Source organism: Mycobacterium sp. (assembly GCF_035623875.1).
Classification (GTDB): Bacteria; Actinomycetota; Actinomycetes; order Mycobacteriales; family Mycobacteriaceae; genus Mycobacterium.
In genome coordinates this window covers 1-17,396 of sequence record NZ_DASPSP010000308.1, presented here as the reverse complement: position 1 = coordinate 17,396, position 17,396 = coordinate 1, and the positions used below count along the sequence as shown (strand labels likewise).

The 17,396-nt window shown below is 65.6% G+C and carries 20 protein-coding genes and 1 pseudogene; 10 read left to right on the top strand and 11 right to left on the bottom strand.

Annotated elements, in window-relative coordinates:
• Positions 1-54: 54 nt before the first annotated feature.
• From VEI45_RS24930 to VEI45_RS24920, 3 genes are read right to left on the bottom strand one after another with little or no spacing between them, the layout of a single operon-like run.
• Positions 55-1,224: an acyl-CoA dehydrogenase gene (locus tag VEI45_RS24930; protein ID WP_324857262.1), complete on the bottom strand. Its 1,170-nt coding sequence runs from the start codon at positions 1,222-1,224 to the stop codon at positions 55-57.
• 15 nt (positions 1,225-1,239) lie between these two features.
• The gene (purE, locus tag VEI45_RS24925) at positions 1,240-1,746 is read right to left on the bottom strand and encodes a 5-(carboxyamino)imidazole ribonucleotide mutase (protein ID WP_324857260.1); all 507 of its coding nucleotides are present in this window, start codon (positions 1,744-1,746) and stop codon (positions 1,240-1,242) included.
• The gene (locus tag VEI45_RS24920) at positions 1,743-2,918 is read right to left on the bottom strand and encodes a 5-(carboxyamino)imidazole ribonucleotide synthase (protein WP_414687586.1); all 1,176 of its coding nucleotides are present in this window, start codon (positions 2,916-2,918) and stop codon (positions 1,743-1,745) included. The genes purE and VEI45_RS24920 overlap by 4 nt, the downstream gene beginning before the upstream one ends.
• 131 nt (positions 2,919-3,049) lie before the next feature.
• On the opposite strand from VEI45_RS24920, the gene VEI45_RS24915 reads away from it, so the two are divergent.
• Positions 3,050-3,712, top strand: coding sequence for a GtrA family protein (locus tag VEI45_RS24915; protein ID WP_324857258.1), 663 nt, complete (start codon positions 3,050-3,052; stop codon positions 3,710-3,712).
• On the opposite strand, the gene VEI45_RS24910 is transcribed toward VEI45_RS24915, so the two are convergent.
• Complete coding sequence (locus VEI45_RS24910) at positions 3,667-4,185, bottom strand: PH domain-containing protein (RefSeq protein WP_324857256.1); 519 nt, start codon at positions 4,183-4,185, stop codon at positions 3,667-3,669. The two genes, VEI45_RS24915 and VEI45_RS24910, sit on opposite strands and share 46 nt — an antisense overlap.
• 9 nt (positions 4,186-4,194) lie before the next feature.
• Positions 4,195-5,037, bottom strand: a complete 843-nt coding sequence (locus VEI45_RS24905) for a biotin--[acetyl-CoA-carboxylase] ligase (RefSeq protein WP_324857254.1) — start codon at positions 5,035-5,037, stop codon at positions 4,195-4,197.
• A 127-nt stretch (positions 5,038-5,164) separates the two neighbouring features.
• On the opposite strand from VEI45_RS24905, the gene VEI45_RS24900 reads away from it, so the two are divergent.
• From VEI45_RS24900 to VEI45_RS24870, 7 genes and pseudogenes are all read left to right on the top strand, one after another.
• Positions 5,165-6,817 (top strand): acyl-CoA carboxylase subunit beta, encoded by a 1,653-nt coding sequence (locus tag VEI45_RS24900; RefSeq protein ID WP_324857252.1) that lies wholly within the window; start codon positions 5,165-5,167, stop codon positions 6,815-6,817.
• 11 nt (positions 6,818-6,828) lie between these two features.
• Positions 6,829-7,041 (top strand): annotated as a pseudogene (locus VEI45_RS24895) (acyl-CoA carboxylase subunit epsilon); the annotation flags it as partial.
• Positions 7,038-7,679, top strand: a complete 642-nt coding sequence (locus VEI45_RS24890) for a nucleoside triphosphate pyrophosphatase (RefSeq protein ID WP_324857250.1) — start codon at positions 7,038-7,040, stop codon at positions 7,677-7,679. The pseudogene VEI45_RS24895 and the gene VEI45_RS24890, both read left to right, overlap by 4 nt.
• Positions 7,680-7,718: 39 nt before the next feature.
• Positions 7,719-8,609, top strand: coding sequence for a sulfurtransferase (locus VEI45_RS24885; protein WP_324857248.1), 891 nt, complete (start codon positions 7,719-7,721; stop codon positions 8,607-8,609).
• Positions 8,609-9,028 carry a SufE family protein gene (locus VEI45_RS24880; RefSeq protein WP_324857246.1) on the top strand — a complete coding sequence of 140 codons (420 nt, stop codon included), beginning with the start codon at positions 8,609-8,611 and terminating at the stop codon, positions 9,026-9,028. The genes VEI45_RS24885 and VEI45_RS24880 overlap by 1 nt, the downstream gene beginning before the upstream one ends.
• A 111-nt stretch (positions 9,029-9,139) precedes the next feature.
• Positions 9,140-10,933 carry an acetyl/propionyl/methylcrotonyl-CoA carboxylase subunit alpha gene (locus VEI45_RS24875; protein ID WP_324857244.1) on the top strand — a complete coding sequence of 598 codons (1,794 nt, stop codon included), beginning with the start codon at positions 9,140-9,142 and terminating at the stop codon, positions 10,931-10,933.
• 418 nt (positions 10,934-11,351) lie between these two features.
• The gene (locus VEI45_RS24870; protein WP_324857264.1) at positions 11,352-11,798 is read left to right on the top strand and encodes an STAS domain-containing protein; all 447 of its coding nucleotides are present in this window, start codon (positions 11,352-11,354) and stop codon (positions 11,796-11,798) included.
• On the opposite strand, the gene VEI45_RS24865 is transcribed toward VEI45_RS24870, so the two are convergent.
• Entirely contained in the window at positions 11,769-12,557 is a 789-nt protein-coding gene (locus VEI45_RS24865; protein ID WP_324857242.1) for an RNA polymerase sigma factor SigF, read from the bottom strand. The genes VEI45_RS24870 and VEI45_RS24865 overlap by 30 nt on opposite strands.
• A complete protein-coding gene (locus VEI45_RS24860; protein ID WP_324857240.1) occupies positions 12,554-12,991 on the bottom strand; it encodes an ATP-binding protein in 438 nt (145 codons plus the stop codon). The genes VEI45_RS24865 and VEI45_RS24860 overlap by 4 nt, the downstream gene beginning before the upstream one ends.
• 185 nt (positions 12,992-13,176) lie before the next feature.
• Between VEI45_RS24860 and VEI45_RS24855 the strand changes: the two genes are divergently transcribed.
• Positions 13,177-13,368 (top strand): hypothetical protein, encoded by a 192-nt coding sequence (locus VEI45_RS24855; protein ID WP_324857238.1) that lies wholly within the window; start codon positions 13,177-13,179, stop codon positions 13,366-13,368.
• 19 nt (positions 13,369-13,387) lie between these two features.
• On the opposite strand, the gene usfY is transcribed toward VEI45_RS24855, so the two are convergent.
• The 4 genes from usfY to VEI45_RS24835 all read right to left on the bottom strand — a co-directional run bounded on the left by usfY (position 13,388) and on the right by VEI45_RS24835 (position 16,106).
• A complete protein-coding gene (gene usfY / locus VEI45_RS24850) occupies positions 13,388-13,699 on the bottom strand; it encodes a protein UsfY (protein ID WP_324857236.1) in 312 nt (103 codons plus the stop codon).
• Between the two features lie 97 nt (positions 13,700-13,796).
• A complete protein-coding gene (locus tag VEI45_RS24845; protein ID WP_324857234.1) occupies positions 13,797-14,183 on the bottom strand; it encodes a hypothetical protein in 387 nt (128 codons plus the stop codon).
• Between the two features lie 88 nt (positions 14,184-14,271).
• Positions 14,272-15,600, bottom strand: a complete 1,329-nt coding sequence (gene lat, locus VEI45_RS24840) for an L-lysine 6-transaminase (RefSeq protein WP_324857233.1) — start codon at positions 15,598-15,600, stop codon at positions 14,272-14,274.
• Positions 15,601-15,653: 53 nt separating this feature from the next.
• A complete protein-coding gene (locus tag VEI45_RS24835; RefSeq protein ID WP_324857231.1) occupies positions 15,654-16,106 on the bottom strand; it encodes an Lrp/AsnC family transcriptional regulator in 453 nt (150 codons plus the stop codon).
• Here VEI45_RS24835 and VEI45_RS24830 point away from each other — a divergent pair.
• Entirely contained in the window at positions 16,105-17,370 is a 1,266-nt protein-coding gene (locus tag VEI45_RS24830; protein WP_324857229.1) for a VOC family protein, read from the top strand. The two genes, VEI45_RS24835 and VEI45_RS24830, sit on opposite strands and share 2 nt — an antisense overlap.
• The last annotated feature ends 26 nt before the right edge of the window (positions 17,371-17,396 follow it).

The window sequence follows — 17,396 nt, the reverse complement described above, 5'->3', positions numbered from 1 at the left end:
GCGTACAAGAGCCGCCGATCGGCATCGACGAATCATGGCCGAGCGCAACGCCAATCAGCGCAGCAGTGCGCGTGACATCACCACGCGCTGAATCTGGTTGGTGCCCTCGTAGATCTGGGTGATCTTGGCGTCACGCATCATCCGCTCGACCGGGAAGTCGGTGGTGTAGCCGGCGCCGCCGAACAGTTGCACGGCCGCCTCCGTCACGTCCATGGCGGTGTCAGAGGCGAAGCACTTTGCGGCCGCGGAGATGAATCCGAGATTCGGCTCGCCGCGTTCGGCGCGGGCGGCGGCGCTGTACACCATCAGCCGGGCTGCTTCGACTTTCATCGCCATGTCGGCAAGCTCGAACTGCACACCTTGAAACTCAGAGATCGACTTGCCGAACTGCTTGCGGTCCTTGGTGTAGGCGATGGCAGCGTCCACTGCGCCCTGTGCGATGCCCACGGCCTGCGCACCGACAGTGGGGCGGGTGTGGTCAAGGGTCTGCAGTGCGGTTTTGAACCCGGTGCCAGGTTCGCCGATGATCCGATCGCCCGGGATGCGGCAGTTCTCGAAGTACAACTCGGTGGTCGGTGAGCCCTTAATGCCCATCTTCTTTTCCTTTGGGCCGACGGTGAACCCCTCATCGTCCTTGTGCACCATGAACGCCGAGATGCCGTTGGCGCCCTTGTCCGCGTCGGTCACCGCCATCACCGTGTACCAGGTCGACTTGCCGCCGTTGGTGATCCAGCACTTGGTGCCATTGAGAATCCAGTCATCGCCGTCGGCCTTGGCCCTCGTACGCATCGACGCCGCGTCACTGCCGGCTTCGCGCTCGCTCAACGCGTAGGAAGCCATCGCCCCCTCGGCGGCCAGGGACGGCAACACCTGCTTCTTCAGCTCCTCCGAACCCCGCAGGATGAGGCCCATGGTGCCCAGCTTGTTGACTGCGGGGATCAACGACGCAGACGCGTCGACGCGCGCCACTTCCTCGATCACGATGCAAGCGGCTACCGAGTCCGCGCCCTGACCGCCGTACGCCTCGGGAATGTGGACGGCGTTGAAACCGGACGCGTTCAGCGCCGCCAGCGCCTCGTCGGGAAACCGTGCCTTTTCGTCCACCTCGGCGGCATGCGGGGCGATTTCCTTTTCCGCCAGCGCACGAATCGCCGCGCGCAGCTCGTCGTGCTCCTCAGGCAGCTTGAACAGATCGAACGACGGATGTCCGGCCCACTGAGCCATCTCGGCCTCCTCTTGCTACTCGCCGGTAACTTTACCCCGAAGGGCCGCATCCTTGGCCAGCACCGACTCCGCAAGCTGATCCTGGAACGCGAGGATCCGGGCCCGCAGCGCCGGATCCGAAACCGCCAAAATGCGAACCGCCAACAGGCCCGCGTTGCGCGCGCCCCCGATCGACACCGTAGCCACCGGCACCCCGGCCGGCATCTGCGCGATGGACAGCAGCGAGTCCAGACCGTCGAGCCGGGCCAGCGGCACCGGGACGCCGATCACCGGCAGCGGCGTGGCCGAGGCCACCATGCCGGGCAGGTGGGCCGCGCCACCGGCACCGGCGATGATCACCTCGATGCCACGGTCGGCCGCGCCGCGCCCGTAGTCGAGCATCCGCCCAGGAGTGCGGTGCGCCGACACCACCCCGACTTCGTAGGCAATGTCGAACTCGGCCAGCGCGTCGGCGGCGTCGGCCATCACCGCCCAGTCGCTGTCGCTGCCCATGATCACCCCGACGCGGGGCTGCTTACTCATGCGTGTGGGTCCCATCCGTCCATCCACTGCCCGTGTGACAACCAGTGTGCCGCCAGCTCGGCGCGATCGCGCAGATTCGCCAGCTCCGCGACATGGTCGCCGAGAAGGTTGACGTGGCCGATCTTGCGGCCGGGTCGTTCGCCCTTGCCGTAGAGGTGAACCCGGGCATCGGGCATCCGCGCGAACAGGTGATGCAGTCGCTCGTCGACCGTCATAGTCGGCGTTTGCGTGGCGCCCAGCACGTTGGCCATCACCGTCACCGGCACCGTGGCGTCTGTATCGCCGAGCGGGTAGTCGAGGACCGCGCGCAGATGCTGCTCGAACTGGCTGGTCCGCGCGCCGTCCATGGTCCAATGCCCGGAGTTGTGCGGTCGCATCGCCAATTCGTTGACCAGCAGCCGCCCATCGACGGTTTCGAACAACTCGACGGCCAGCACGCCGACGACGCCGAGTTCGGCCGCCAATCGCAGCGCCAGCTGCTGGGCCGCGGCACCGAGGTCGTCGGGCAGCGCCGGCGCCGGCGCGATCACCAGCACACAGATACCGTCGCGCTGCACCGTCTCCACGACCGGCCACGCCGCGCCCTGCCCGAACGGCGAGCGCGCCACCAGTGCCGACAGTTCGCGGCGCATCGCGACGCGCTCCTCGACCAGCACCGGCACGCCCGCGTCCAGACACTGGCACGCGATCTCGCGGGCCTGCGCCACGTCGGCCGCCATGCGCACCCCGCGACCGTCGTAGCCACCGCGGACCGCCTTGACCACCATCGGGCCGGCGACACGCGCCGCGAACGCAGCAATGCTGTCCAGATCATCGGGGCTTCCGACCCCGGCGTAGCGCGGCACCGGGGCCCCCAGCGCCTCCAGGCGTCGCCGCATGACGAGTTTGTCCTGCGCGTGAATTAAAGCCTCCGGCGGCGGCGCCACGTTGACGCCTTCGGTGACCAGCTTCTCGAGCAGCTCGGTCGGGACGTGCTCATGGTCGAAGGTCAACGCGTCGGCGCCGGCGGCCACGCGACGCAGATCGTCAAGGTTCGTGTGCGAGCCGATTACCACGTCCGGGCTCACCTGAGCAGCCGGGTCGTCGGCGTCGGCGGCCAGCACCCGCAAGCTCTGGCCCAGGGCGATCGCGGCCTGGTGGGTCATCCGGGCGAGTTGGCCGCCGCCGACCATCGCGACCAGCGGTGCAGCGGTGGGGGTACTCGGCACGGCAATTATGGTGTCATGGCCGCTGAACGGGGTGTTTACCGGCGGTGACACTGCCGCTGGGCACGCCTATCGGTTAATACGTACACTGCGACATTGTGTCCTTTGCCGATGCCACGATCGCCCGGTTACCGCAACCGGTCCGTCCGTACGCCGAACGCCATCACGAACTGATCAAGTTCGCGATCGTCGGCGCGACCACCTTCATCATCGACTCGGCGATCTTCTACACCCTCAAGCTGACGATCCTGGAGCCCAAGCCGGTGACCGCCAAGGTCATCGCCGGCATCGTCGCGGTCATCGCGTCCTACGTCTTGAACAGGGAGTGGAGCTTCCGGGACCGCGGCGGTCGGGAGCGTCACCACGAGGCGCTGCTGTTCTTCGCGGTCAGCGGCGTCGGCGTGTTGCTGAGCATGGCGCCGTTGTGGATCTCCAGCTATGTCTTGCAGCTGCGGGTGCCGACGGTGTCATTGACCGTGGAGAACATCGCCGACTTCATCTCGGCCTATATCATCGGCAACCTGCTGCAGATGGCGTTCCGCTTCTGGGCGTTCCGGCGCTGGGTTTTCCCCGACGAATTCGGCCGCAGCCGGGACCAGGCGCTGGAATCGGCCCTTACCGCCGGAGGGTTCGCCGAGGTCCTCGAGGACAACCTCGAAGAGGCTGGCACTGTCACGCTGTTGCGGGCTTGGCGGTCGCGCCGTAGCCGGGTGGATCAGCTGGGCGATTCCTCGGATCCGAGGGTGTCGAAAACCTCGTGATACAGCAGCGCGTGGACCTGCTCCACGCGCGGAATGTCGTAGAACTCCAACGGGTCTTGTGACGCCGACTCCACGATCAGCGTGCCGGTGCGCAAGATCCGATCGATCAGCCGATGCCGGAACTCCACGCTGTTGATCCGCGCTAGCGGGATGTCGATCCCGCTGCGGCTCAACACCCCGTGCCGGAACATCACGCGTCGGTCGGTGATCACGAAATGGGTGGTCAGCCAGTTCAGGAACGGCCAGAGCGTCAGCCAACCGATGACGATCAGCCAAATCGCGCCGATCACGGCGAAGATGACTCTTTTGGCGGTCGGGTCCCAATTGGTGCTGTTGACGACCGCCGAGCCGAACGACGCCGCCGCGCTGACCAGGATGAGCACAACGACCGGCCAGAACAGTCGCTTCCAGTGCGGGTGTCGGTGCAAGACCACCTGTTCGTCGCCGGCCAGCACGTTCTCCGGGTAGCCCACGCTGGCACTTTAAACGCTGGGACGTAGGTGCGTGATGTCTCCGGCTGAGATCGCCACCGTCTGGCCGCCGGTGTCGACGCACAAACGGCCCGTCTCATCGACGGCGTGCGCCATGCCCACCACCTCCCGATCACCGGGCAGGATGGCCCGCACCCGCGAACCCAGGGTCAGGCTGTAGTGCTGATAATCGGCGACCAGCGCCGCGTCGGCGCCGCCAGCGCTGCGCCAGGCATCGATGCGCGTAGCTAATTCGCGAAGTATCCTGCGCGCCAACATGTTTCGATCGGTAGCCGGTGACCCCAACATCAGCAGCGAGGTGGCTGCCGGGTCCGGTGCCTCGTCGGCGGTCAGCGTCACGTTGAGCCCCAGCCCGAGCACGATCACCGGCGTCGGCGCCACGACCTCGGCGAGGATCCCGGCCAGCTTGCCGCCGTCGACGAGCACGTCGTTCGGCCATTTGAGGCCCGCCTTGACGCCGCACTCCGCGGTCAACGCGTCGGCCACCGCAACACCGGTGGCCAGCGGCAACCATCCCCAGCCGGACCGGGGAACCGACGCCGCACCCACGCCCACCGACAAGGCGATCTGCGCGCGCGGCGGCGCCGACCAGTGCCGGCCGTGGCGCCCTCGACCGGCGTGCTGATATTCGGCGAACAACACCGATCCGTCGATATCGGCGCCGCCCTCCGCCCGGGCGATCAAATCGGCATTGGTGGAGCCGGTTTCGGTGACGACGTCGAGCTGACGCCACGGCAAGCCGGGCCCGGCCAGCCCGTCGCGCAACGCCGCCGCGTCCAACGGCGGGCGGTCTATGGCGTCGGCTGGCAAGATGCTGTCCTCCGTTGTTGTCATCGAGTGTGCGTTCTGGGCTTCCACTGTGCGCTGACGGCAGGATTCCCGCAAAATTCCCGCCCTACATTGACGCAGACCCGGTGCGGGATTGGGATCTCAACTTAAGGGTTCGCTAAGCTCGACAGCCATGACGAGCACTTCCGAGACTCACGTCGAAGGCCATGTCGAAGCGAAAGCCGAGCACCACATCGACATCCACACCACCGCGGGCAAGCTCGCCGAACTGCGCAAGCGGTCTGCGGAGACGCTGCATCCGGTCGGCGAGGCCGCAGTCGACAAGGTGCACGCCAAGGGCAAGCTGACCGCGCGCGAGCGCATCTACGCGCTACTGGACGAGGGGTCGTTCGTCGAGCTCGACGCGTTGGCCAGGCACCGCAGCACCAACTTCGGGCTGGGCGAGAAACGCCCGCTCGGCGACGGTGTGGTCACCGGCTACGGCACTATCGACGGCCGCGACGTGTGCATCTTCAGCCAGGACGTGACGGTGTTCGGCGGCAGCCTCGGCGAGGTCTACGGCGAGAAGATCGTCAAGGTCCAAGAGCTGGCGATCAAGACCGGCCGGCCGCTGATCGGCATCAACGACGGCGCCGGCGCCCGCATCCAGGAGGGTGTGGTCTCGCTGGGCCTGTACAGCCAGATCTTCCACAACAACATCCTGGCCTCCGGGGTCATCCCACAGATCTCGCTGATCATGGGTGCCGCCGCCGGTGGGCATGTCTACTCGCCGGCCCTGACCGACTTCGTCGTGATGGTCGACCAGACCAGTCAGATGTTCATCACCGGCCCCGACGTGATCAAGACAGTCACCGGCGAGGACGTCACGATGGAGGAGCTGGGCGGTGCCCACACCCACATGGCCAAGTCCGGCACCGCGCACTATGTGGCCTCGGGTGAACAGGACGCCTTCGAGTACGTCCGCGACCTGCTGAGCTACCTGCCGCCCAATAACTTCACCGATCCGCCGCGCTATGCCGTGCCGGTTCCCGAGGGCGCGATCGAGGACAACCTCACCGAAGAGGACCTCGAGCTGGACACCCTGATCCCGGACTCGGCCAACCAGCCCTACGACATGCACGAGGTGATCACCCGCATCCTCGACGACGACGAGTTCCTGGAGGTGCAGTCCGGTTACGCCCAGAACATCCTGATCGGGTTCGGTCGCATCGACGGCCACCCGGTCGGCATCGTCGCCAACCAGCCCACCCATTTCGCCGGCTGCCTGGACATCGACGCCTCGGAGAAGGCCGCTCGATTCGTGCGGACCTGCGACTGCTTCAACATTCCGATCGTCATGCTCGTCGACGTGCCGGGCTTCCTGCCGGGCACCGACCAGGAATACAACGGCATCATCCGCCGCGGCGCCAAGCTGCTTTACGCCTACGGTGAAGCCACCGTTCCCAAGATCACCGTTATCACGCGCAAGGCCTACGGCGGCGCCTACTGCGTGATGGGCTCCAAGGACATGGGCTGTGACGTCAACGTCGCCTGGCCGACCGCGCAGATCGCGGTGATGGGAGCTTCCGGCGCGGTCGGCTTCGTCTACCGCCGGCAGCTCGGCGATGCCGCGAAAAACGGTGAGGACGTCGACGCGCTGCGGCTGCAGCTACAGCAGGAGTACGAGGACACGTTGGTCAACCCGTACATGGCCGCTGAGCGGGGTTACGTTGACGCGGTCATCCCGCCGTCACACACCCGCGGCTACATCGGGACGGCGCTGCGGCTGCTGGACCGCAAGATCGCCCAGATGCCGCCCAAGAAGCACGGGAACATTCCACTGTGAGCGAGCACGAACCGCATGAGCCGCACATCCAGGTGCTCAAAGGCCAGCCGACCGACGACGAGCTGGCCGCGCTGATCGCGGTGCTGGGCAGCGCCGCCGGCGGCGGGGGCGAGCCGGCGCAGCCGGCACAAACCCGGTGGGGCCTGCCCGTCGACAAACTGCGCTACCCGGTCTTCAGCTGGCAGAAGATCACCCTGCTGGAACGGACGCACATGCGCCGATGACCCGCCTGGTGCTCGCGTCGGCCTCACCGGGCCGGCTCAAGGTGCTGCGGCAGGCCGGCGTCGACCCGCTGGTCGTGGTCTCCGGCGTCGACGAGGACAAGGTCGCCGCGGCGTTGGGCTCGAACACCTCCCCCGGCGATGTCGTACGCATCCTGGCCCAGGCCAAGGCCGACCAGGTTGCAGCCGTCCTGAACCGCACGGTCGCTGCGGATTGCGTTGTCATTGGCTGCGATTCGATGCTCTACATAGACAGCCGACTGGTCGGCAAGCCCGCATCAGCCGACGCGGCTCGATGCCAGTGGCAGTCGATGGGCGGTCGGTCCGGCCAGCTGTACACCGGGCACTGCCTACTACGGCTGCTCGACGCCAAGGCTAGTCAGCGTGCGTCCGAATCATCGGCTACCACAGTGCATTTCGCTAAACCGACTACAGCAGATCTGGACGCATACATCGACAGCGGCGAACCGTTGGCCGTCGCCGGCGGATTCACGCTGGACGGGCTGGGCGGCTGGTTCGTCGACCGGATCGAGGGTGACCCGTCCAACGTGATCGGGCTGAGCTTGCCGCTGACCGCCGCCCTGCTGCAACGGGTCGGCCTATCGGTCGCCGAGCTGTGGGCGGCCAATTCCGTCACCTAGCCGGAACACCGGTACCAATCCGGCGGGTAGGCTCACGGTGTGCCATTACCAGCAGATCCCAGCCCGACGCTGAGCGCCTACGCCCACCCGGAACGGCTGGTGACTGCCGACTGGCTGGCCGGCAACCTGGGTCAGCCGGGGCTGGCTATCGTCGAATCCGACGAGGACGTCCTGCTTTACGACGTCGGCCATATCCCCGGTGCGGTCAAGGTCGACTGGCATACCGACCTCAACGACCCGCGGGTGCGCGACTACATCAACGGCCAGCAGTTCGCCGAATTGATGGACCGCAAAGGCATTTCCCGAGACGACACGGTGGTGATCTACGGGGACAAGAGCAACTGGTGGGCCGCCTATGCGCTGTGGGTCTTTACCCTTTTCGGCCACCCGGATGTGCGGCTGCTCAACGGCGGGCGCGACCTGTGGATGCACGAGGGCCGCGACACCACCTTGGATGTTCCGACCAAAACGTCAAGCGGCTATCCCGTTGTGCAGCGCAATGATGCACCGATCCGCGCGTTCAAAGACGACGTGCTGGCCATCCTGGGCTCCGAGCCCCTGATCGATGTGCGATCGCCCGAAGAGTACACCGGCAAGCGCACGCATATGCCCGACTACCCCGAGGAAGGCGCGCTGCGCGCCGGACACATCCCCACGGCGCGTTCGATCCAGTGGGCAAAGGCGGCCGACGACAGCGGGCGGTTCCGCAGCCGCGATGAGCTGCAGCAGCTCTACGGGTTCATCGAGCCGGACGACAAAACGATCGTCTATTGCCGGATCGGTGAGCGGTCCAGCCACACCTGGTTTGTGTTGACACATCTGCTCGGCATCCCGGGCGTGCGCAACTACGACGGCTCGTGGACCGAGTGGGGCAACACCGTCCGGGTGCCGATCGTCGCCGGCGAAAGCCCGGGAGCCGTACCGGTCTGATGACCATGCCCGCGCCGCTGGCCGAGGTGGTGTCCGACTTCGCCGAAGTTCAGGGCCAGGACAAGCTCGAGCTGCTGCTGGAATTCGCCAATGAACTTCCAGCCCTGCCGTCTGACCTGGAAGAGGCGGCGATGGAGCCGGTGCCCGAATGCCAGTCGCCGCTGTTTCTGCACGTCGACGCCAGCGACACCAACCGGGTGCGGCTGCACTTCAGCGCTCCGCCCGAAGCACCCACCACTCGTGGTTTCGCGTCGATACTGGCCGCCGGCCTCGACGAGCAGCCCGCAGCCGACATCCTGGCCGTGCCGGAGGATTTCTACACCGAGCTGGGCCTGGCCGCTTTGATCAGCCCGCTGCGGCTACGTGGCATGTCGGCGATGCTGGCGCGCATCAAGCGGCGGCTGCGCGAGTCCGGCTGAAGTGGGCACCGGGTCGTATCGCCCACGGCGCGGCGCTTAAACTTCCCCCGACAAGACTTGTAAGAATTTCTCTTAGACATGTGAGAAGTGGTCGGCCATACAGGAGGCGCAGTGCCTAGTCACGCCAGCTCGACGATCTCCAAGGTTCTTGTCGCCAATCGCGGTGAGATCGCGGTGCGGGTGATCCGCGCGGCCAAAGATGCCGGGCTGCCCAGCGTGGCGGTGTACGCCGAGCCCGACGCCGACGCTCCTCATGTGAAGTTGGCCGACGAGGCATTCGCGCTGGGCGGTCAGACCTCGGCGGAGTCCTACCTGGACTTCGGCAAGATTCTGGAGGCCGCCGAGAAGTCCGGTGCCAACGCGATCCACCCCGGTTACGGATTCCTGTCAGAGAATGCCGACTTCGCCCAGGCGGTGATCGACGCCGGCCTGATCTGGATCGGGCCCAGCCCACAGTCGATCCGCGATCTCGGCGACAAGGTCACCGCACGGCACATCGCGGCCCGTGCGCAGGCCCCGCTGGTGCCCGGCACCCCCGACCCGGCGAAAGACGCCGACGAGGTGGTCGCCTTCGCCAAGGAATATGGCGTGCCGATCGCGATCAAGGCAGCCTTTGGTGGCGGCGGCCGCGGCATGAAGGTGGCCCGCACCCTCGAGGAGATCCCCGAGTTGTTCGAGTCGGCGACCCGCGAGGCGGTCGCAGCGTTCGGCCGCGGCGAGTGCTTCGTCGAGCGCTATCTGGACAAGCCCCGCCACGTCGAGGCGCAGGTGATCGCCGACCAGCACGGCAACGTCGTCGTCGCCGGAACCCGCGACTGCTCGCTGCAGCGCCGTTTCCAGAAGCTGGTCGAAGAGGCGCCCGCGCCGTTCTTGACCGACGCGCAGCGCAAGGAGATCCACGAGTCCGCCAAGCGGATCTGCAAAGAGGCCCACTACTACGGCGCCGGGACGGTCGAATACCTGGTCGGCCAGGACGGCCTGATCTCGTTCCTGGAGGTCAACACCCGTCTGCAGGTCGAGCACCCGGTCACCGAGGAGACCGCCGGCATCGACCTGGTGCTCCAGCAGTTCAAGATCGCCAACGGCGAGAAGCTGGACATCACCGAGGACCCGACGCCCCGCGGGCACGCCATCGAATTCCGGATCAACGGCGAGGACGCCGGACGCGGCTTCCTGCCCGCACCGGGGCCGGTCACCAGGTACGAAACACCCAGCGGGCCGGGCGTCCGGCTGGACTCCGGTGTCGAAACCGGTTCAGTGATCGGCGGGCAATTCGACTCGATGCTGGCCAAGCTCATCGTGTACGGCGCCAATCGCGAGGAGGCGCTGGCACGCTCCCGCCGGGCGCTCGACGAGTTCCACGTCGAAGGGCTGGCCACCGTCATCCCATTCCACCGTGCGGTGGTGTCCGACCCGGCGTTCATCGGCGACGATAACGGCTTCTCGGTGCACACCCGCTGGATCGAGACCGAGTGGAACAACACCATCGAACCCTTCACGGGCGGCGAGCCGCTGGACGAAGATACCCGGCCGCGGCAGAAAGTCGTGGTCGAGGTCGGTGGCCGACGGCTCGAGGTTTCGCTGCCCGGTGACCTGGCGTTGTCCAACGGCGGCGGGTCCGACGCTGCCGGTGTCATCAGGAAGAAGCCCAAGCCGCGCAAGCGCGGCGCGTTGGCCGGCGCGGCGGCGTCCGGCGATGCGGTGACCGCACCGATGCAGGGCACCGTGGTGAAGGTCGCCGTCGAAGAGGGCCAAGAAGTCACCATCGGCGATTTGGTGGTGGTGCTGGAAGCGATGAAGATGGAAAACCCGGTCACCGCGCACAAAGACGGCACCATCACCGGACTCGCTGTCGAGGCGGGCGCCGCAATCACCCAGGGCACAGTCCTCGCCGAGATCAAGTAACTCTTGCAACCAGTCGAGATCAACGCCAGGCGGTGTGCGAGGTGACGACGGGTGAGTTGCTGGCAGTGGGGGTCCCCCCGCTTGCGGGGGCGTAACGCTCGACCCGCAAACCGGTGTGATCGCAACCCGAGCACGCGCAGGTCAAGCGCAGGCTGCAACCGCGGCCGAAGAGTCCGTGCGGCGATTCGCCGTTGCGGCGTTGAACAGGGTTTCTTAGCAGCACCTTGGCTTCGCGTTGTCGGCCCACCGGGGCCGGAGTACTGTTCAAAGAAGGTTGAGTTCACAGCCGCCCGGAACAAGCGTTAATTGACGTAGGGGGAGGCGGGTACTCCCGGCTTTTCTCCCCGCGCGCGGGGGCCAACCGCTTGACGTGATCCACAGCACTGCTTGACGACTGATGGAGTCACCTTTGTTTGCCATGAGACACCCCAAATCTGCTTCCCCGGTTCTTGGAACCGATGCCGCAATTGCATCAGAGCCGTGGGAAAACCACTCTGCCCGTTTCATCGCTGAGTGGGGCCCGTCATCGGTCGTTATCAGGGCGCACGGCGAACTCGACGCATCCAATGCAGCTCAGCTAGCCGATTACGTTCAGCGCTGCGCAGCTGATGCCAAATCGGTAATCGTGAACTTGAGTGGTCTGGAATTCTTTGGAACTGCGGGCTTTTCGGCGCTGCATACCATCAACGTCCAGTGCGCTGGCGCCGATGTGCGTTGGGCCGTAGTGCCAAGTAAGGCAGTTTCCCGGTTGCTACGCATTTGCGACCCCGACAATGCGCTGCCGGTGGCCGAGTCGATACCGGACAGCCTCGACGAAAGCGAAAAGCCGCATCGGCTATTCCAACTGGTCCCGCAGCCGCGCTAGAGACTTAGCGAGCAAGCGCGAGACGTGCATCTGCGAAATACCGACTCGTTCGGCGATCTGGGTCTGCGTCATCGACTCAAAGAACCTGAGTACCAACACGGTTCGCTCACGCTCTGGCAGTCCGTCAAGTAGCGGACGTAGCGCCTCGCGGTTCTCGATCCGTTCCAGACCGGCGTCCACGTCGCCGAGCGTATCGGCGATGGCTCGGGCGTCGTCGTCGCCGCTGCTGCCGCCGCTATCAATGGACAGGGTGTTATAGGAGCTACCGGCCACCAAACCCTCGATAACCTCCGTGCGGTCCATGTCGAGTTCGTCGGCGAGCTCAGAAGCGGTCGGTGCTCGGCCCAGCCGTTGCGAAAGGTCGGCAGTCGCCGTGCCCAGCCGCAGGTGCAATTCTTTCAGGCGCCGGGGGACCTTGACCGACCAGCTGTTATCCCGGAAATACCTGCGGACCTCCCCCATGATGGTCGGCACCGCGAAGGAGACGAAGTCGGAGCCGGCGTCCACGTCGAAGCGCGCGACAGCGTTGACCAGTCCTACGCGTGCCACTTGGACCAGGTCGTCACGGGGTTCCCCGCGACCCTCGAACCGGCGGGCGATGTGATCGGCCAACGGCAGGCAGCGCTCCACAATCTTGTCGCGATGGCGCTGAAATTCCGACGAGTTGACATCGAGGGTGGCCAACTCACGGAACATGTCTGGGACGTCAGCGTATTCGTTGGGACGAGATGAAGAACCGCCGACAGCTCGCGCTGTCACTTGTGGGCGCCCGCCCGTCGGGTCGTGAGCGTAACGCCGAAGACGCCGCGCCCGTGATCGGGTTCGCGACCATCGTGGAAAGTCTGGACGTCGTCGGCCAGCGATGTCAGCACGTGCCAGCTGAAGCTGCCCGGCGTCACCACGTCGTAGTTGTCACATGTCGCTGACGCCTCGACCACCAATTCGTCGTCTCGCGGATCGACGACGACGGCCAGCGTTGCGTCCGGGGTCGCCGAGCGAATCAACCGGGTGCACACCTCGTCGACCGCCAGTCGGAGATCGGCAACCGCATCGAAATCGAGATCCTCGAACGTGCCAACCGCCCCGACCAGCGTGCGCAGTACCGCCAGGTTCTCCAGCCGCGCCGCAACGCGCAGTTCGATCGCGCGGTCGCCGCGTTGCTGATGCTTTGCTGGCTTTTCAGCAGCGGTCATGGGGCCTCCCGGCAGTATTTGACCGACCCTACTCTGGCGCTTTAGCCGGTTAGTCATGATCGCCGCCGGCTACTCCGTAGCCTATGGGCGCCCGCGCGGCTGTCTTCAAGCTCATCATGGTGTAAAGCAGATACCCACTAACCTCGGCGAATAAAACCCGTTGGATTTAGCAAAAGGTGAGGTTCATGCACGACCGCGACAGCTTTTCCGACGAAACTCCCGTTGCCGACGCTGTCGAGCAAGAACAAGAAGCCACACTCGAACCCACCGCCTTCGACCGGGAAACGCGGCCGGAAGAGGCGGATGCCTCAGACTGGCAGGAGCAGCACCAGGCGATCGTCGGCGCCGATGACGATCGCGACGAATACCGCGATTAGCGCTATCGGGACAAGCCGATCACGAAGCGGGTCGTTGGCGCTGAACTTCGGGGTGTGCGTCGTACCAGCGGTCTTCGATTCTGCGCACGCGCCGGTGCTCGAACGCCAGCCACACCAGACCGAACGTTATTGTCACGACTGCGATGACACCTGTGGTCATGCCCTGGCTTTGGTGCCCGGTCCCGAACGCCGCCAGGCAACCCACGACGGCGATCAGGCCCGCCACCACGAGTAGATAGCCAGGCCAGCGCAACACATCGATCATCGACTCGCCTGCGTGTGACCGTGTCGTCCGCACATGGTCGACGGGGTCACGATAGGTGTCACCCATAATTGTGTCCTCTCCCGTCCCCTAGGGGCAGTACCTACCACGGTAGATCGGCCAAAGACGGGCCGAAAGTACCCGGAAGTAATTGCCGACGGTCCGGTCAACCAGCCAGAACGGGTCCGGCGATCGACGGTACGCCCATGGTGAGTGTCACCAGCATCAGCATGAGCAGAAACCAGCCGGCACCCTGCCACGCCCACCAGGTGCCGTGGTTCCGCCAGATGCGATACGTACGCAGAAATGCCCGACATCCCGCGGCCAGCAGGATGAGCGGCGCGCCGAGCGCCAGGATGGTCAGCTGCGGCGCGCCGCACGCGACGGTGTCGATGGCCATCGCGCCTTTACAGGTGCTGGCCCATAGTGCAGCCACGACGAGGAACGCCAGTCCGGCAACCGCGGCCAAGACCGCGAACCGCACGGCGGCGCGCACCTCGTTGTCCTCGTGCCCGAGGCGATCGCCGCCTGAGCGCTCACGTTGTGTTTGCATCTCGAACCTCAGGACCTCGTTGTAGACCGCTGGAGAACGCTGCCATTGTCGCGCGTTTTCACACCCGCCACACCCGTATACCCCAAGATCAGCGAACGGTAAACACATCCCGCAGCGCCGCGATCGTCTCGTCGATCTCGGCTCGCGCAACAGTCAGGGCCGGACGGAACCGCACGCTGACTTGACCGCTGGGTAGCACGATCACCCCGTTCTGCCACAACCGGCCGAGCAACTCATCGCGGTCGGTCGTTGTCGGCATGCTGAACGCGCACATCAAGCCGCGGCCGCGGACATGGTGCACGACTGCCGGGAAGTCGTCGGCGAGTTCGTCCAGGCGCGCCCGCAGGTAGCGGCCCATAACGGCGGCATTCTCGAACAAGTCGTCGGCCTCGATGACCTCCAAGATGCGTCGGGCGCGAACCATATCGGTGAGGTTGCCGCCCCAGGTCGAGTTGAGCCGGGAAGCCTCCGCGAACACGTTGTCGGCGATTTCGTCGACCCGCCGTCCTGCCATCACCCCGCACACTTGCGTCTTCTTACCGAACGCAATCACGTCAGGTGCGACGCCCAATTGCTGGTAGGCCCAAGCGGTTCCGGTCAAACCGCAGCCCGTCTGCACCTCGTCGAAGATCATCAGCGCGTCGTATTCGTCACACAGCGCGCGCATCGCGGCGAAGAACTCAGAACGGAAGTGCCGGTCGCCGCCCTCACCCTGGATGGGTTCGGCGACAAAGCAGGCGATGTCGTGCGGGTAGGCCTCGAAAGCTGCCCGGGCCTGGCGCAGCGATTCGGCTTCCAACGCGTCGATTTCTGCACCGGGTCGGATGTAAGGCGCGTCGATGCGCGGCCAGTCGAACTTGGGAAAGCGCGCAACGGTGACCGGATTGCTGTTGGTCAGCGACAGCGTGTAGCCGCTGCGGCCGTGAAACGCCCCACGCAAGTGCAGCACCCGGGTGCCCAGCTCCGGATCGACGCCGCGTGCTTCGTTGTGCCGGCTCTTCCAGTCGAACGCCACCTTCAGCGCGTTCTCCACCGCCAGTGCACCGCCGTCGACGAAGAACAGATGCGGCAACGCTGGATCGCCCAGCACCCGAGCGAAGGTTTCGACGAAGCGCGCCATAGGCACCGAGTACACGTCGGAATTACTAGGTTTGTTGATCGCGGCATCGGTGAGCTCGGCACGGAACTCGTCGTCGTACGCGAGCGCCGGGTGGTTCATGCCCACCGCCGACGAGGCGAAGAACGTGAACATGTCAAGGTAGCGCCGGCCGTCGCGGGCGTCGACGAGATACGAGCCGGCCGAGCGACCCAGGTCGAGCACGAAATCCAAGCCGTCGACGAGGATGCTGCGCCCCAGCACCTCGTGGACCCGGTCGGGCTCGACCTGCAGTTCGGTGGGTGCCAGTACGCTAGTCATGGCACTCACGGTATCAGGAATTTTTACGGTATCTTGATGCTTGGCCGTATCTATTACGGTACAAACTGTCGGTCATCGTAAAATGTCTGTAAAATGATGGTGCTGCGGGTCCGGACTTCGGCGGTTGTCCGGATCTCTTGCAACAGTTCCTCCAGCGCTCGCGGGGACTCGACGCGCACCAGCAAGATGTAACTTTCTTCACCGGCCACCGAGTGACACGACTCGATCGCCTCGATGTGTCGCAGGCGAGCCGGCGCATCATCGGGTTGAGAAGGATCGAGAGGAGTGATGGCCACGAACGCCGACAACAAATGTCCGACCGCTTCCGGATCGATCCGTGCCGAGTACCCGGTCACCACGCCGCGAGACTCGAGCCTGCGCACCCGCGACTGGACCGCCGAGACCGACAGTCCGGCACTCGCCGCCAGCTCGGACAATGTCGCGCGACCGTCGGCGACCAGCGAGCGCACCAAAATCCGGTCGATGTCGTCGAGCGTCTCTGCCATGGGCGGAGAGTATCTGCCGACATGGCGGTTGCGGGAGCGCTTCGCCGCCGGCTTGTCCGCCATGTACGGCAGCGAGGTGCCTGCGTACACCACGCTGGTCGAGGTGAGCACCCAGGTCAACCGCGATTACGCCGCCCGGCATCCGGGCGCACAGCGGCTGGGCTCGCTAGCCCGGGTCACCGCCGAGCGGCATGGCGCGATCCGGGTCGGCACGCCGGACGAACTGGCCGCTGTCGCCGACCTGTTCGCCGCGTTCGGCATGGTCCCAGTCGGCTATTACGACCTACGCGACGCCGTGTCACCGGTTCCGGTGGTCTCCACAGCGTTTCGACCGATCGACGCGCAAGAGTTGGCGCGCAACCCGTTTCGGGTGTTCACCTCGATGCTGGCGCTTGAGGATCCGCGATTCTTCGACGCCGACCTGCGTGCTCGTGTGCAGACGTTCCTGGGACGCCGCCAGCTGTTCGATCCGGCCTTGATCGCCCGGGCCCGGGCGATCGCGGCCGGCGGCGGCTGCGACGTTGACGAGGCCGATGACTTTGTCGCGCAGGCCGTAGCGGCGTTCGCGCTGTCACATCAACCGATCGAGAAGTCCTGGTATGACGAGTTATCGCGAGTGTCGGCGGTGGCCGCCGACATCGCCGGAGTCACGTCCACCCACATCAACCACCTGACGCCGCGGGTGCTCGACATCGACGAACTGTACCGGCGGATGACTGCACGCGGTGTCACGATGATCGACGCCATCCAGGGGCCGCCGCGCTGGGACGGGCCCGCGGTGTTGTTGCGCCAGACGTCGTTTCGCGCACTCGCCGAGCCACGTCGGTTTCGCAACGACGACGGGACGGTCATCGAGGGCTCGTTGCGGGTCCGCTTCGGCGAGGTCGAGGCACGCGGCGTGGCACTGACCCCCAAAGGCCGCAAGCGTTACGACGCAGCGATGGCTCGTCTTTCTGGTAACGAAGATCCCGCCACAGTCTGGGGTCGGTACTTTCCGGCGACCGACGACCAGATGGCCGCTCAGGGGTTGGCCTACTACCGCGGCGGCAACTCGTCTAAACCCGTTGTCTACGAAGACTTCCTGCCCGCCTCCGCGGCCGGCATCTTCCGGTCGAATCTGGACCGGGACACCGAGACTATAGCGGCCACCAGAATCGCCGACGACTCCGGCTACAGCATGGGCTGGATGGCGGGGGCGATAGGCCGCCACATTCACGACCCGTACGTGCTTTACGAATCGCTTTCCAAGGAGGCACTTGCGTGAGCACCCACCTGCCCACCGTTGACGTG